Source organism: Arhodomonas aquaeolei DSM 8974, from assembly GCF_000374645.1.
Lineage (GTDB): Bacteria > Pseudomonadota > Gammaproteobacteria > Nitrococcales > Nitrococcaceae > Arhodomonas > Arhodomonas aquaeolei.
Window position 1 is genome coordinate 47,611 of record NZ_KB894816.1, and the last position, 13,346, is coordinate 60,956.

Consider the following 13,346-nt stretch of genomic DNA (forward strand, 5'->3'; position numbering starts at 1 on the left):
CCCGCCACTTTGCGAAGCACCAACGAAAAGGGCCGGCGCAGTGACTGCGCCGGCCCCGGTGGCGACAAGCCGCGCGGGGGATCAGGCCACGCGCTGCTTCTCGCGGATCTCCTCGAGTGTCTTGCAGTCCACGCACAGCGTCGCGGTGGGGCGTGCCTCGAGACGGCGCAGGCCGATCTCCACACCACACTGCTCGCAGAACCCGTAGTCGTCCTTGCGGATCCGCTCCAGGGTCTGGTCGATCTTGCGGATGAGCTTGCGCTCACGGTCGCGGGTGCGCAGCTCCAGCGCGAACTCCTCCTCCTGGGTGGCCCGGTCAGCGGGGTCCGCGTAGTTGTTGGCGTCGTCGCGCATATGACTCATGGTGCGCTCGACCTCCTCCTGGAGCTGGCGCTTCCATGCCGTGAGCAGCCGCTCGAAGTGCTCGAGCTGGGCATCGCTCATGTATTCCTCGCCCTCCGCCGGCTGATACGGCTCGATCCCGCGAACCGGCAGGGTGTTGGACTTGTCGGCCATGATGACTCCTCCCTATCCGGCAGCCGCCACCCGACGGCGGCGCCGGCGTTCAGCCTCCGGCGCACCTCCGGTGCACCGTTCCGTGATCCGTCGCCGCGGGGGCGAACGAAAAGCCAACGCTCATTTACCCTCCCGACCCCCGGGGCGTCAACCCCGGAGACCGGGCACAGGGCATCACGCGGCGCGCTTGCGCAGCGCTCCGCCGAGGCGGCGGTGGGCGTCGCGGAGCACCGTCTCCGTGGTCTCCCAGTCGATGCAGGGGTCGGTGATGGAGACACCGTATTCCAGCGCCGAGGGATCGCCCTTGAGCTTCTGGTTGCCCCAGCCGATGTTGCTCTCGATCATCATGCCGGTGATCGAGCGGTTGCCCTCGAGGATCTGGTTGATCAGGTTCTCCACCACCAGCGGCTGCAGCCCCGGATCCTTGTTGGAGTTGGAGTGGCTGCAGTCGACGACCAGCTGCGTGCGCAGCCCCGCCTCACGCAGGTCCTTCTCGCACAGGGCGATGCTCACGGAGTCGTAGTTCGGTTGCTTGCCGCCGCGCAGTACCACATGGCCGTAGCTGTTGCCGCGGGTACGGATAACGGCGGACTGGCCCTCCTGGTTGATGCCCAGGAAGCTGTGCGGGCTCGCCGCCGAGCGCAGGGCGTTGATGGCTACGTCCAGGCTGCCGTCGGTACCGTTCTTGAAGCCAACCGGCGTGGACAGGCCGCTCGCCATCTCGCGGTGGGTCTGGGACTCGGTGGTCCGGGCGCCGATGGCGGTCCAGGTGATGAGATCGCCGATGTACTGCGGCGTCAGCGGATCGAGGGCCTCCGTGGCCGCCGGCAGGCCGATCTCGGCGAGGTGCAGCAGCAGCTCGCGGGCCCGGAACAGCCCCTCCTCGATGTGGAAGGAGTCATCCATGTAGGGGTCGTTGATCAGCCCCTTCCAGCCGACGGTGGTCCGCGGTTTCTCGAAGTACACGCGCATCACCACGAACAGATTGTCCGCCACCTCGTCGTGGAGGCGCTTGAGCCGCGCGGCATAGTCCTTCGCGGCCTCGATGTCGTGCACCGAGCATGGCCCCACGACCACCAGCAGGCGGTGATCCGTGCCGTCGATGATGTTCTCGACGGTGCGCCGGCCGTCCACGACGGTCTTGCGCGCGGCCTCGCTCAGCGGCAGCTTGCGCTTGGCCTCGAGCGGGGTCGGCAGGATCTCCTGCGCCAAGACGTTGATGTCGTCGATTTTCACTTCGCTCATTGGGCGTTCCCCGACGGGTCATATCGCTTGCGGGGCCGGCATTCGCACGGCTCCGCGTGAAGACGACTCCCATGATACGGGGCACCCGATGAAGTTTCCATGCATGCCGGCGGTACGCACCGGGGCGTTCAGCCCGCCCGGCGGCAAGCCCCGAGGCGGCTGTCGGCGACATGCGCGGCGTCGACATGCAGCGTCCCCGGACCGGCGACGAACATGGGCTCGAGGAGCACCCGTTCGAGCACACCGCGCAGGGCACGCGCGCCGGTACCCGAAGCCAGCGCCTCCTCGGCGATGGCCTCCAGGGCATCGTCGCCGAAGGTGAGCCGGCAGCCGTCCATGGCCATCAGGGACTGGTATTGCGCCACCAGGGCATTCCGCGGCTCGGTGAGGATGGCGCACAGCCCCGCGGCGTCCAGCGGGTCGAGCACCGCGGTGACCGGCAACCGCCCCACCAGCTCCGGGATCAGGCCGTAGGCCATGAGATCCTCCGGTGAAAGCGCCTCGGCCAACGGCGGCGTCTCCGCCATCTCCCCCGCCGGATCCGCGGCGAAGCCGACACCACCGGAGAGCTGACGACGACGAACGAGGGCGTCGATGCCGTCGAAGGCCCCGCCGCATATGAACAGGACCTCGCGGGTGTCGAGCTCCGGGATGGGGGCACGGGGGCTCCGCCGGGCCTGGGGCAGCGGCACGCGGGTCCCCTCCAGGAAGCGCAGCAGCGACTGCTGCACCCCTTCCGCGGAGACGTCACGGCCGTGCACCGGGCTGTCCGCACCGGCGGCGAGCTTGTCGATCTCGTCGATATAGACAATGCCGCAGCCGGCCAGGCCGATATCCCCGTCGGCGGCCTGGAGCAGCCGCTCGGCGATGACATCGACGTCCTCGCCCACGTAGCCCGCCTCGGTGAGGCCGGTGGCATCGATACTCACGAAGGGTACCGCCAGCGAGCGCGCCAGGGTCTCGGCGAGCAGGGTCTTGCCGGAACCACTGGGGCCGAGCAGGAGCACGTTGCTCTTGCCGATCTTCGGCTCGCCGGGCGAACGGGTCCGGCGCAGGCGTTTGTAGTGGTTGTACACCGCCACGGCGAGGCTGCGCTTACCCCGAGTCTGGCCGATCACGTACTCGTCGAGAAAGGCATGGATCTGGGACGGCGTGGGCAGCGGGGCCGGCGCCAGGGCCCGCTCCGTCGCCCCCTCCTCGGCCAGGATGCGCGCGCACTCGGTGGCACAGCGCGCGCAGATCGAGACCGCCCCGGTCGCCACCAGGGTATTGGCGGCGCTCTCGACGCTGCCGCAGAAGGCACACGCCGTGGCCCCGCGATGCCCGTCACCGATCGTCTTTCGCTCAGCGCTGCGGACCATGCCGGCCTCCCCCTATGCTTGCCTGCCGCCGGGGGGCGGTGTTCGTCTCCCCCATAGTGCATTTATAGAACGCCTGTCCACGCATGCCAGCGCCCCGGCCCCCCGCCACCGGGCCTTCGGCTTCTGAAACGGGACACCGGTCACGCGCACGTACGGCGCAACTGTCCCAACGCCTGGCACAGGCAGTACACTACGGGTTTGAGAACCAGATCGAACGCGGCTCACCGTCGGAGGCCCCGAATGCCCCTGGACCGGAAACTCCTGGACATCCTCTGCTGCCCCGTCACCAAGGTGCCGGTACGCCCGCTGCGCCGCGACGAGCTCAAGCGCGTCAACGAGCTGATCTCCGGCGGCACGCTCCACTACATGGACGACAGCCCGGTGAACGAGCCCCTCGCGGAAGGCCTGGTCACGCGCAACGGAGAACGTGTCTACCGCGTCGATGACGGCATCCCCGTCATGCTCGAGGAGCGTGGCATGCTCGTCCGTCAGCTCGGCATCGGTGGCTGACCACCCCCCCATCGCGGAGGACGCCACCGTCACGGGGCTGCTGGCCGAGGGCCGCCGGCGGCTGGCCGGCGGCGACAGCCCGGGCCTCGATGCCGCACTGCTGCTGGCCCACGCCCTGGGCCGCAGCCGCACGTGGCTGCACACCTGGCCGGAGCATTACCCGGGGGCCAGCGAGGTCGAGCATTTCCGGGCGCTGCTCGCGGCCCGTGCCCGGGGCGCACCTATCGCCCACCTCACCGGCGAGCGGGAATTCTGGAGCCTCGCGCTCACGGTCACCCCGGACACCCTGGTGCCACGCCCGGAGACGGAGACCCTGGTCGAGGCGGCGCTGGCGGTCTGCCCCGCCCCGCCGGAACGGCTTCTGGACCTCGGTACCGGCAGCGGCGCCGTGGCCCTGGCGCTGGCGAGCGAATGGCCGGGAACGGCGGTGGACGCCACCGAGCGCAGCCACGACGCCGCAACGCTCGCCCGGGAGAACGCCGCCCGCCTGGGCCTCGACGCCCGCGTCAGCGTCTTCGAGGGCGACTGGTTCGCCCCCCTGCCGGCACGGCGTTACCCGCTGGTGGTGAGCAACCCGCCCTACATCGGCGCCGAAGAGCCCGAACCCTGGCAGGGCGACGCCGCCCACGAGCCGCGTGGCGCGCTGATCGCCGCGGACGCCGGCCTGGCCGCCCTGTGCACGATCGTCGATGACGCGCCGGATTGGCTGGCCCCCGGGGGCTGGCTGATACTGGAACACGGCTGGCGCCAGGGCGAGGCGGTCCGCGGGCTGCTCGCCGACGCCGGCTACACGGCCGTGCAGACCTGGCGGGACCTCGCCGGACACGAGCGGGTCACCGGCGGGCGCCGGCCCTGATCCACCGCGACCGGATACCCTGATGGACGACGACCAGCTCCTGCGCTACAGCCGCCAGATCATGCTTCCCGGCCTCGACTATGAGGGCCAGCAGCGGCTGCTCGACGCCTCCGTGCTCATCGTCGGCCTCGGCGGGCTGGGCTCGCCGGCGGCGCTGTACCTCGCCGCCGCCGGCGTGGGGCGCCTGGTGCTGGCCGACTTCGACCGCGTGGCACTGACCAACCTCCAGCGCCAGATCCTCTACCGCAGTGAGGACGTGGGCGCGCTCAAGGCGGAGGTGGCCCGCGAGCGGCTGAACGCCCTCAACCCGGACGTGCGCGTGGAGACGGTCACCGACCCCCTGGACGACGCCAGCCTCCCCGACCTGGTCGCCGGGGTGGACGCGGTCGCCGACGGCTGCGACAACTTCGCCACACGCTTCGCGGTCAACCGCGCCTGCGTCGCCGGCGGCCGGCCGCTGGTCTCCGCCGCGGTGATCCGGATGGAGGCCCAGATCGCGGTCTACCGCAGCGACCGCCCCGGCGCACCCTGCTACCGCTGCGTGTTCCCGGAAACCGGCGAGGCGGCGGAGACCTGCAGCGAGACCGGCGTGCTCGGCCCGCTCACCGGCGTGGTGGGCAGCCTGCAGGCGGTGGAGACGGTGAAGCTGCTCGCCGGGCTCGGCGAAGGGCTGGAGTCGCGGCTGCTCACCCTGGACGCCATGCGGATGCGCTGGCGCACCCTCTCGCTCGTGCGGGATCCGGACTGCCCGGTCTGCGGCGGCGCGTCGGGCTGACCCGCGCGGCCGGCGCCCTACTCCGCCGCTGCCAGGCCAGCCTGGATGGCCGCCAGCAGGCGGTCCTCGGCCTCGGCCATGGGCAGCGTCACGCCCAGGCTGCGCAGGTCGATGACCTCCAGCCCGGCATAGCCGCAGGGATTGATCCGGGAGAAGGGCTCCAGGTCCATGTCCACGTTGAACGACAGGCCGTGGTAGCTGCAGCCCCGGCGCACCCGCAGGCCGACCTGGGCGATCTTGGCACCCGCCACGTATACCCCCGGGGCGTCCCGCCGGGCGTGCCCGGTGATGCCGTCGTCGGCGAGCACGCGGATAACCGCGTCCTCCAGCAGCGAGACCAGCCGCCGCACGCCGAGACGGCGGCGGCGGACATCCAGCAGCGGATACGCCACGAGCTGCCCCGGGCCGTGGTAGGTGACCTGGCCACCGCGGTCAACGGCGACGACCGGGATATCCCCCGGGGCGAGGAGGTGCTCGGGCCGGCCGGCCAGCCCCTGGGTGAATACCGGCGGGTGCTCCAGCAGCCAGAGCTCGTCGCCGGTCTCAGGACCGCGCTCGTCGGTGAACGCCTGCATCCGCCGCCAGGTGGGCTCGTAGGCCACGCGGCCGAGGCGGCGCACCCTGAGGGCGGGATCGTCGGCGACCACGGCGCTCACAGCGTCATCAGGACATCGTCGTGGGCGTGAAGGTCGCGGTAGATCGCGTCGAGCTGCTCTCGGCTGTGCGCACGCACGGTCACGGTCACCGACAGGAACCGGCCGTTGCGGCTCTCCGCCACGCGCACGTCCGCCTCCGCAAGCTCGCCGCGGACGTGGGCCGCGACCAGCCGGCGCACGGTGGCCTCGATATCGGCACCAGCCCGGCCCATGGCCTTGATCGGGAAGTCGCAGGGAAAGGTGAGCGGTGTGTCCTCGCTGTTCATGCCGGTACCTCCGTCGCTGCCGCGACCCGGAACGCGGCCTTGTGCCGGTCGAACGCCTCGCGCAGCCGGCGCCACACCGGGCCGGGGCTGCCGTCGCCCACGCTGGCGCCGTCGATCTGCGTCACCGGCACGATCTCCCTGGTGGAGCTGGTCAGCCAGACCTCCTCGGCGGCGGCGATCCCGTCGACCTCGATGGGCTGCTCCGCCACCGGGAGACCGATCCCGCGGGCGAGCTCCAGGATGAACGCGCGGGTCACCCCCGGCAGCAGCGACGGCCCCAGCGGCGGGGTGACGACGGTACCGCCGATCACCGCGAAGAGGTTGCTCGCCGAGGCCTCGGTAATCCGGCCCCCGCGCTGGAGCAGCGTCTCGAACGCGCCGGCCTCCTCCGCCGCCTGACGCAGGAGCACGTTGCCGAGCAGCGAGACGGCCTTGATGTCGCAGCGCGCCCAGCGGATGTCCTCGCGCAGGATCACGGCAACCCCGTCGGTACCCTCGACCACCGGCGGCGGCATCGGTGCGCGGTAGGCGAACACCCCGGGCTCGGGCTGTGCGGGAAAACGGTGATCACGATGCGGGGCCACGCCCCGCGTGATCTGCAGGTAGACCGAACAATCCACTTCGGCCCCTTCCAGCAGTCCGGAAACCACGGCCTCCGGGGCCAGGGTGCCGGCATCCAGCCCGATCGCCGCGAGGCTGTCGCGCAGCCGTGCGATGTGGCGCTCGAGCAGGAACGCCCGGCCGCTATAGGCGGGGATCACCTCGTAGACGCCGTCCCCGAAGAGATACCCCCGGTCCATCGGCGAGACCCGTGCCTCGGAGAGCACAAGCCATTCGCCGTTGAGGTAGCAGGGGGCGTCACCGGCGGTCACTGGAACCAAAGAAGGACCCCGTCCATGATCCGCCCGAAGAAGCCGCCCGCCTCGACACCGGAGAGCGCCACCAGCGGCACCTCCGCGACAGTGCGCTCCCCGAGGGTGACCTGCACCTTGCCGTAGGACTTGCCCTTCTCCACCGGGGCGATGATGCGCCCGTCCACGCTCATGCTCGCCTCGAGACGGTCGTACTGGCGCTTGGGGATGGTGACGTAAAGGTCATGGCGCACGCCCAGCGGGGCGGTATCCGTGGCGCCCTTCCAGACCGGCGCGTCGGTCAGGGACTTGCCCGCCTGGTAGAGGCGGTGGGTCTCGAAGAAGCGGAAGCCGTAGTTCAGCAGCGCCTGGCTCTGGTCGAGCCGCGCGTTGGCGCTGGAGGTGCCCATCACCACCGAGATCAGGCGCATGCCGTCACGCTCGGCGGAGCTCGTGAGGCAGTAGCCCGCCGCCTCCGTGTGGCCGGTCTTCAGCCCGTCCACGGTCTTGTCCCGCCACAGCAGCTTGTTGCGGTTGCTCTGCTCGATACCGTTCCACTTGAACGACTTCATCGAGTAGAACTTGTAGTACTGCGGGAACTCGCTGATCAGCGCCCGCGCCAGGATGGCCGTGTCGTGGGCGGAGGAGTAATGCTCCTCCGTCGGCAGGCCGGTGGCGTTCACGTAGTGGGTGTTGTCCATGCCCAGGGCGTCGGCGTACTGATTCATCACCTGGGCGAAGGTGTCCTCGGTGCCGGCGACGTACTCGGCCAGCGCGATGCTCGCGTCGTTGCCCGACTGGATGATCATCCCGCGCAGCAGGTTGGCGACGCTGACCTGGTCGCCCGCTTCGATAAACATCCGTGAGCCGGGGGCCCGCCACGCCCGCTCGGAGACGCGGACCATGTCGTCCATGGCGATGTTGCCCGCGTCCAGCTCCTTGAACACCACGTAGGCGGTCATGAGCTTGGTCAGGCTCGCCGGCTCCACCCGGGCGTCGGGATCCTTGGAAGCGATCATCCGGCCGCTGTGGTAGTCCATGAGCACGTAGTTCTGCGCGCCGAGGCTCGGGGGATCCGGCACCGGTATCGGCTGAGTCTGGGCGAGCACACGGCCGGCGCCCAGCAGGGTCGCGAGAACGAGAGCGAATACGCTGAATCGAAGAGCCAGTTTAGCCATGATCCCTATTTACTGTGCCTGCGGTAAATCCGGCCATCCGCCGCCCCTCAGGGCTCGGTCACCACGTGACCCGACGGATAACCCTTGGCGGTGAGGCGTCCTCCGATCTCCCGGACCGCCGCCTCACCATCGAGGGGACCCACCCGGACGCGATAAAGTTCACGCCCCTGCTGGGTCGTCGCCTCCATGCGCACCGGCACCTCGATGGCGGAATCGCGGAGCTGCGCCACCAGGCGCTCGGCATTCTGACGCACACCGAACGCCCCGAGCTGGATATAGTAGTCCATTGCCGACGCCGAGGATGTGCGCCCTGCCCCGTCACCGGTGTCGCCCACGGCGCCCTCTGCGGGCGCTCTCGCCGCCCCTGCCCCACCGCCGGCATCCGCCGTGACGGCCCCGTCCAGGGACTGCGGATCATCACCGGCAGCCGAGGCGAGCTGCGCCGAGCCGTCGACGGCACCGTCGTCCGGGGTATCGTCATCGACCGCCACGGCGCGGGCGGTGTCCGGCTGGCGTTCCTGTCCGCCGTCAGGGGGGGCATCCTTCCCGCCAGCCTCGTAGCCCGGCCCCACCACCCGGATCGACACCGGTGCGGTGCCGGTCGACACCACACCGAGCTTGGTCGCCGCGGCATAGGAGAGATCGATGATCCGCCCCTTCGCGAAGGGACCACGGTCGTTGACCTTCACCACCGCCTTGCGCCCGTTGTCCAGGTTGGTCACCTCGACCCACGACGGCAGCGGCAGGGTCTTGTGGGCCGCGGTCATGGCATACATGTCGTACGGCTCACCGCTGGAGGTACGCCGGCCGTGGAACTTCTTGCCGTACCAGGAGGCGATTCCGCGCTGCCGGAAACCGGAGGCATCGGACATCACATGGTAGCGCCGCCCCAGCACCTCGTAGCTATCCGGGTTGCCGTAGCGGCTGCGGGGCACCTCCTTCGGCGTCGCATCCGGCAGGCTCGAGGCGCCGGAGATCGGCTCCCCCGGACCGTCGCCAGGTGACGACGCACAGCCGGCCAGCGCCAGCACGGCCACCGCCGTCAGCGCGGGCAGCAGCGGCACCGCCCTCATGCCCCGGGCCCCCGCGCCTCGCGGATCGCCTCACCGAGCTGATGCACCGCCATCGCATATAGCGGGCTGTGGTTGTAGCGGGTGATGACATAGAAGTTCGTCAGGGTCACCCAGTACTGGGGGCCATCCTCGCCCTCGAGCACGGTGAGGCGCGCCGGGGCATCCGCCGGCAGCGTTTCCTGGGGGTACACGCCGCGACGCGCGAGCTCGCCGACAGTGGTGTTCGGCTTGAGCCCGCCGGCATCGGCGAGCGGGCGCCAGTCGTCGCCGTCCACCTCCGCGGGTACCGCCACCGGTTCGCCGCTGCGCCAGCCGTGACGGGCGAAGTAGTTGGCGACACTGCCGAGCACGTCCGGCAGCTCGTCCCACAGGTCCCGCCGGCCGTTGTCGTTGAAATCCACGGCGTAGGCGCGGTAGCTGCTGGCGATGAACTGCGGCATGCCCATGGCACCGGCATAGGAGCCCTTGGGTCCGAGCGGATCGATGCCCTCCTCGCGGGTGAGCAGGAAGTAGTCTGCCAGCTCGCCGCGGAAGAACCCGCTGCGCGGCGGGTAATCGAAGGCCAGGGTGCGCAGGGCGTCGATGACCCGGTGACGGCCGGTATATGTGCCGTAGCGCGTCTCCACGCCGACGATGGCGACCAGCACGGCCGGCGACACCCCATACGCCTCGCTCACGCGCCGGATCAGCGCCTCGTGCTCGTCCCAGAAGTCGGCACCGGCCTGGATGCGCGCCTGCTTGAGGAATATGCCGCGGTAGCGGTGCCACGGCAGCGCCTCCGCCGGGCGCTCCATGGCATCGATGATGTCCTGCTGGCGCTCGCTCGCCGCGAGCACCTCGCGCACCCGGTCGGCATCGAGGCCGTGCTCCCGGGCCATCTGCTCGGCGAAACGGTCGAAGGCGGCCTCGTCGTCCGCGGGCTCGGGGGCGCCGGCAACCGCGCAGCCGGCGAGCAGGGCGGCCGTCACGGCCAGGGCCCCCATGGCGGAACGGACGCGGGCGGGTGCGGGGCGGTGTCTCATCGGCCCTCCTCCGGTCGATGCCCTGGCGGTCAGGATGACCACAGACGGCGATGGGTCTGAATGGACATGAGAATACCGAAGCCGGCCATGAGGGTCACCATTGACGTTCCCCCGAAGCTCACCAGCGGCAGTGGCAGCCCCACCACCGGCAGCAACCCGGAGACCATACCGATATTGGTGAAGAAGTAGACGAAGAACGTCAGCGAGATGCTGCCCGCCAGCAGCCGGCTGTAGCGATCCTGGGCGTGGCCGGCAATCCACAGGCCGCGTCCCACGACCGCCATGTAGAGCACCAGTAGCACGCACACCCCGAAGAAACCGAATTCCTCGGAGAGCACGGCGAAGATGAAATCCGTGTGCCGCTCCGGGAGGAACTCCAGGTGCGACTGCGTGCCGGCCATCCAGCCCTTGCCGTAGACACCGCCGGAGCCGATGGCGATCTTGGACTGGATGATGTGGTAGCCCGCCCCGAGCGGGTCGCGCTCCGGATCGAGGAAGGTCAGCACGCGCTGACGCTGGTAATCGCGCATGCCGAAGAACCACAGCAGCGGCGCGGCGGCACCGGCGAGCACCGCGCCGCCGGCGATATAGCGCCAGCTCAGCCCGCCCAGGAACAGAGCGAACACACCCGCCGCCGCCACCAGGAGCGCGGTGCCGAGGTCCGGCTGCACGGCGATCAGGCCCACGGGCACCCCGATCACCGCGACTACCACCAGGATCACCGGCACCCGGGGCGGGACGTCTTCGCGGGCGAGCACCCAGGCCACCATCATCGGCAACGCCAGCTTCATGAACTCCGAGGGCTGGACCATCATCACACCGAGGTCGATCCAGCGACGCGCCCCGCCGGCACTGGTGCCGAACAGCATCACGGCGAGCAGGCTCGCCACGCCGGCGAGGTAAAGCAGCGGCGTCCAGCGCCGCAGCAGCGACGGCGGCACCTGGGCAAGCACCAGCATCACGAAGAAGGCCACACCCAGGCGCCAGCACTGCCGCTCCCAGGCCTCGAAATCGCCGTTGAAGGCGCTGTAGAGCACCACCAGGCCGCCCGCTGCCACCAGCGCCAGGAGCACCAGCAGCGGCATGTCCAGGTGAAGATAGCGCTGCACGAAGCTCCGGTCCCGGGCCGGCCCCACCACATCATCATTCATCGCCGTACCCCTGTGCGGTCTGCCGCAGCCTGAGCAGCCAGGCATCCATCACCGTGCGTGCCATCGGCGCCGCCGTGGAGCTGCCGCCGCCACCGTTCTCGACCACCACCGCCACGGCGATCTTGGGATCCTTCAGGGGCGCGAAGGAAATGAACAGCGCGTGGTCGCGCAGCCGCTTGGCGAGCTCCTCGGCGTCGTACTCCTCGCCCTTGGCGATCCCGAACACCTGCGCGGTACCGGTCTTGCCGGCGAACTGGTATGGGGCGTCGCGCCCGACACGACGGGCCGTGCCACGGGGCCCCTGCACCACGTCGTGCATGGCATCGATGATGGTCTCCCAGCGCTGCGGCTTGTCCAGCTGGATGGGCGGGCGCTGATGGGGATCGGGTACCGGCACCGCCTTGCCGTCCGGTCCGGTCGCCGAGCGCAGCAGGTGGGGACGCAGGCGCTTGCCCCGGTTCGCCATCGTCGCCGTGGCATAGGCGAGCTGTAGCGGCGTGGCCAGCATGTAGCCCTGGCCAATGCCCGCGATTATGGTCTCGCCGTGATACCACGGCTTGCCCTTGACCCGGCGCTTCCACTCCTTCGAGGGCATCAGCCCGGAGAGCTCGCCGGAGAGGTCCACGCCGGTGGACCGGCCGATGCCGAAGGGCAGCAGGAAGTCGTGCATGGCGTTGATGCCCATCTTGTAGGCAAGATCGTAGAAGTACGTATCGCAGGACTCCTCGATGGCATCGTGCATGTTCACGGTGCCGTGCCCGCCGCGCTTCCAGCAGCGCCAGCGGTGATCAACGCCGGGGATGCTGTAGTAACCGGGATCGTAGACCGTCTCTTCCGGCGTGGTAGTACCGGTTTCCAGTCCCGCCAGCCCCATGAAGGGTTTGATCGTGGAGCCCGGCGGATACTGCCCGCGGAGCACGCGGTTGAACAGCGGCTTGTCCTTGCCCTGCTGCAGCGAGCGGTAGTCCTCCAGCGAGATGCCGTTGACGAAGAGATTGGGGTCGAAGGTCGGTGTGCTCGCCATCGCCAGCAGCTCGCCGGTCTGCGGGTCGATGGCCACGATAGCGCCGCTCTCCTCGCCCAGAGCGCCCTCGGCGACCTTCTGCAGCCGCACGTCCAGGCTCAGCTGCAGGTCCTCGCCGGGCACCGGCGGATCACGGTCGAGCACGCGCAGGGTCCGCCCCATGGCGTTGGTCTCCACCCGCTTGACGCCCACGTGCCCGTGCAGGCGCTTCTCGTAGTACCGCTCGATCCCGGTCTTGCCGATGTGGCTGGTGGCGGAATACTCGGCGGCGGACAGGCCGGAGAGCTCCTGCTGATTGATCCGCCCGACGTAACCAACGGCGTGGACCGCGGTGCTGCCCAGGGGATAGTTCCGGGTGAGTTGCGCCTTCACCTCCACGCCGGGGAAACGGTGACGGTTCACGGCCAGCCGGGCGACCTCCTTCTCGGTGAGGTCGAACTTCAGCGGGATCTCCTGGAATCCCGGACGCTGGCGCCGCAGCTCATGGAAGCGCTCCAGGTCCGTGGGACGGAGCGAGACGACCTTGCGGATACGCGTGAGCAGGTTGTCCATGTTGCTCACCTGCTCCGGCGTGACCACCAGGCGGTAGGTGGGCACATTCTCCGCAAGGAGCACGCCGTTACGGTCATATATCAGCCCGCGGGTCGGCGGCACGCCCACCACCCGCACGCGGTTCTCCTGGGAGAGGGTGGCGTAATGCTGGTAGCCGGCAACCTGCAGCCACCACATCCGCCCCGCCAGCACGCCGACCGCGGCCAGCACGGCCAGCGCGGCCACGACCAGCCGCGAGCGCACGAGCCGGCGCTCGCGCACGGGATCCTGGAGCTGCTGCACAGTCATTGGACGATCACTTGAGACAAAC

At 69.9% G+C, this 13,346-nt stretch carries 14 protein-coding genes; 3 read left to right on the forward strand and 11 right to left on the reverse strand.

Features of this window, described 5'->3' with window-relative positions:
- Positions 1-81: 81 nt before the first annotated feature.
- The 3 genes from dksA to clpX all read right to left on the reverse strand — a co-directional run bounded on the left by dksA (position 82) and on the right by clpX (position 3,122).
- A complete protein-coding gene (dksA, locus tag C516_RS0114900; RefSeq protein WP_018719211.1) occupies positions 82-516 on the reverse strand; it encodes an RNA polymerase-binding protein DksA in 435 nt (144 codons plus the stop codon).
- 174 nt (positions 517-690) lie between these two features.
- Entirely contained in the window at positions 691-1,761 is a 1,071-nt protein-coding gene (locus C516_RS0114905) for a 3-deoxy-7-phosphoheptulonate synthase (RefSeq protein ID WP_018719212.1), read from the reverse strand.
- Positions 1,762-1,889: 128 nt separating this feature from the next.
- Positions 1,890-3,122, reverse strand: a complete 1,233-nt coding sequence (gene clpX / locus C516_RS0114910; protein WP_018719213.1) for an ATP-dependent Clp protease ATP-binding subunit ClpX — start codon at positions 3,120-3,122, stop codon at positions 1,890-1,892.
- Positions 3,123-3,362: 240 nt separating this feature from the next.
- Between clpX and C516_RS0114915 the strand changes: the two genes are divergently transcribed.
- Genes C516_RS0114915 through C516_RS0114925 form a run of 3 tightly spaced genes read left to right on the forward strand, consistent with a single transcriptional unit; the run spans position 3,363 to position 5,263 of the window.
- The gene (locus tag C516_RS0114915; RefSeq protein WP_018719214.1) at positions 3,363-3,632 is read left to right on the forward strand and encodes a Trm112 family protein; all 270 of its coding nucleotides are present in this window, start codon (positions 3,363-3,365) and stop codon (positions 3,630-3,632) included.
- The gene (prmC, locus tag C516_RS0114920; protein ID WP_018719215.1) at positions 3,625-4,488 is read left to right on the forward strand and encodes a peptide chain release factor N(5)-glutamine methyltransferase; all 864 of its coding nucleotides are present in this window, start codon (positions 3,625-3,627) and stop codon (positions 4,486-4,488) included. The genes C516_RS0114915 and prmC overlap by 8 nt, the downstream gene beginning before the upstream one ends.
- Before the next feature lie 22 nt (positions 4,489-4,510).
- Positions 4,511-5,263 carry a HesA/MoeB/ThiF family protein gene (locus tag C516_RS0114925; protein ID WP_018719216.1) on the forward strand — a complete coding sequence of 251 codons (753 nt, stop codon included), beginning with the start codon at positions 4,511-4,513 and terminating at the stop codon, positions 5,261-5,263.
- Positions 5,264-5,280: 17 nt separating this feature from the next.
- On the opposite strand, the gene lipB is transcribed toward C516_RS0114925, so the two are convergent.
- The 8 genes from lipB to mrdA all read right to left on the reverse strand — a co-directional run bounded on the left by lipB (position 5,281) and on the right by mrdA (position 13,324).
- Positions 5,281-5,919 (reverse strand): lipoyl(octanoyl) transferase LipB, encoded by a 639-nt coding sequence (gene lipB / locus C516_RS0114930; protein ID WP_018719217.1) that lies wholly within the window; start codon positions 5,917-5,919, stop codon positions 5,281-5,283.
- Positions 5,916-6,185 (reverse strand): YbeD family protein, encoded by a 270-nt coding sequence (locus C516_RS0114935; protein ID WP_018719218.1) that lies wholly within the window; start codon positions 6,183-6,185, stop codon positions 5,916-5,918. The genes lipB and C516_RS0114935 overlap by 4 nt, the downstream gene beginning before the upstream one ends.
- Complete coding sequence (locus C516_RS0114940; RefSeq protein WP_084594238.1) at positions 6,182-6,985, reverse strand: aminotransferase class IV; 804 nt, start codon at positions 6,983-6,985, stop codon at positions 6,182-6,184. Before C516_RS0114940 ends, C516_RS0114935 begins: the two co-directional genes overlap by 4 nt.
- A gap of 68 nt (positions 6,986-7,053) precedes the next feature.
- Positions 7,054-8,214 (reverse strand): D-alanyl-D-alanine carboxypeptidase family protein, encoded by a 1,161-nt coding sequence (locus tag C516_RS0114945; protein ID WP_018719220.1) that lies wholly within the window; start codon positions 8,212-8,214, stop codon positions 7,054-7,056.
- Between the two features lie 47 nt (positions 8,215-8,261).
- A complete protein-coding gene (locus tag C516_RS21630) occupies positions 8,262-9,287 on the reverse strand; it encodes a septal ring lytic transglycosylase RlpA family protein (protein WP_051088251.1) in 1,026 nt (341 codons plus the stop codon).
- The gene (mltB, locus tag C516_RS0114955) at positions 9,284-10,309 is read right to left on the reverse strand and encodes a lytic murein transglycosylase B (protein ID WP_240466060.1); all 1,026 of its coding nucleotides are present in this window, start codon (positions 10,307-10,309) and stop codon (positions 9,284-9,286) included. The genes C516_RS21630 and mltB overlap by 4 nt, the downstream gene beginning before the upstream one ends.
- A gap of 29 nt (positions 10,310-10,338) precedes the next feature.
- A complete protein-coding gene (gene rodA / locus C516_RS0114960; RefSeq protein WP_018719223.1) occupies positions 10,339-11,460 on the reverse strand; it encodes a rod shape-determining protein RodA in 1,122 nt (373 codons plus the stop codon).
- On the reverse strand, positions 11,453-13,324 hold the full coding sequence (gene mrdA, locus C516_RS19725) for a penicillin-binding protein 2 (RefSeq protein ID WP_018719224.1): 1,872 nt from the start codon (positions 13,322-13,324) through the stop codon (positions 11,453-11,455). Before mrdA ends, rodA begins: the two co-directional genes overlap by 8 nt.
- Positions 13,325-13,346 lie beyond the last annotated feature (22 nt).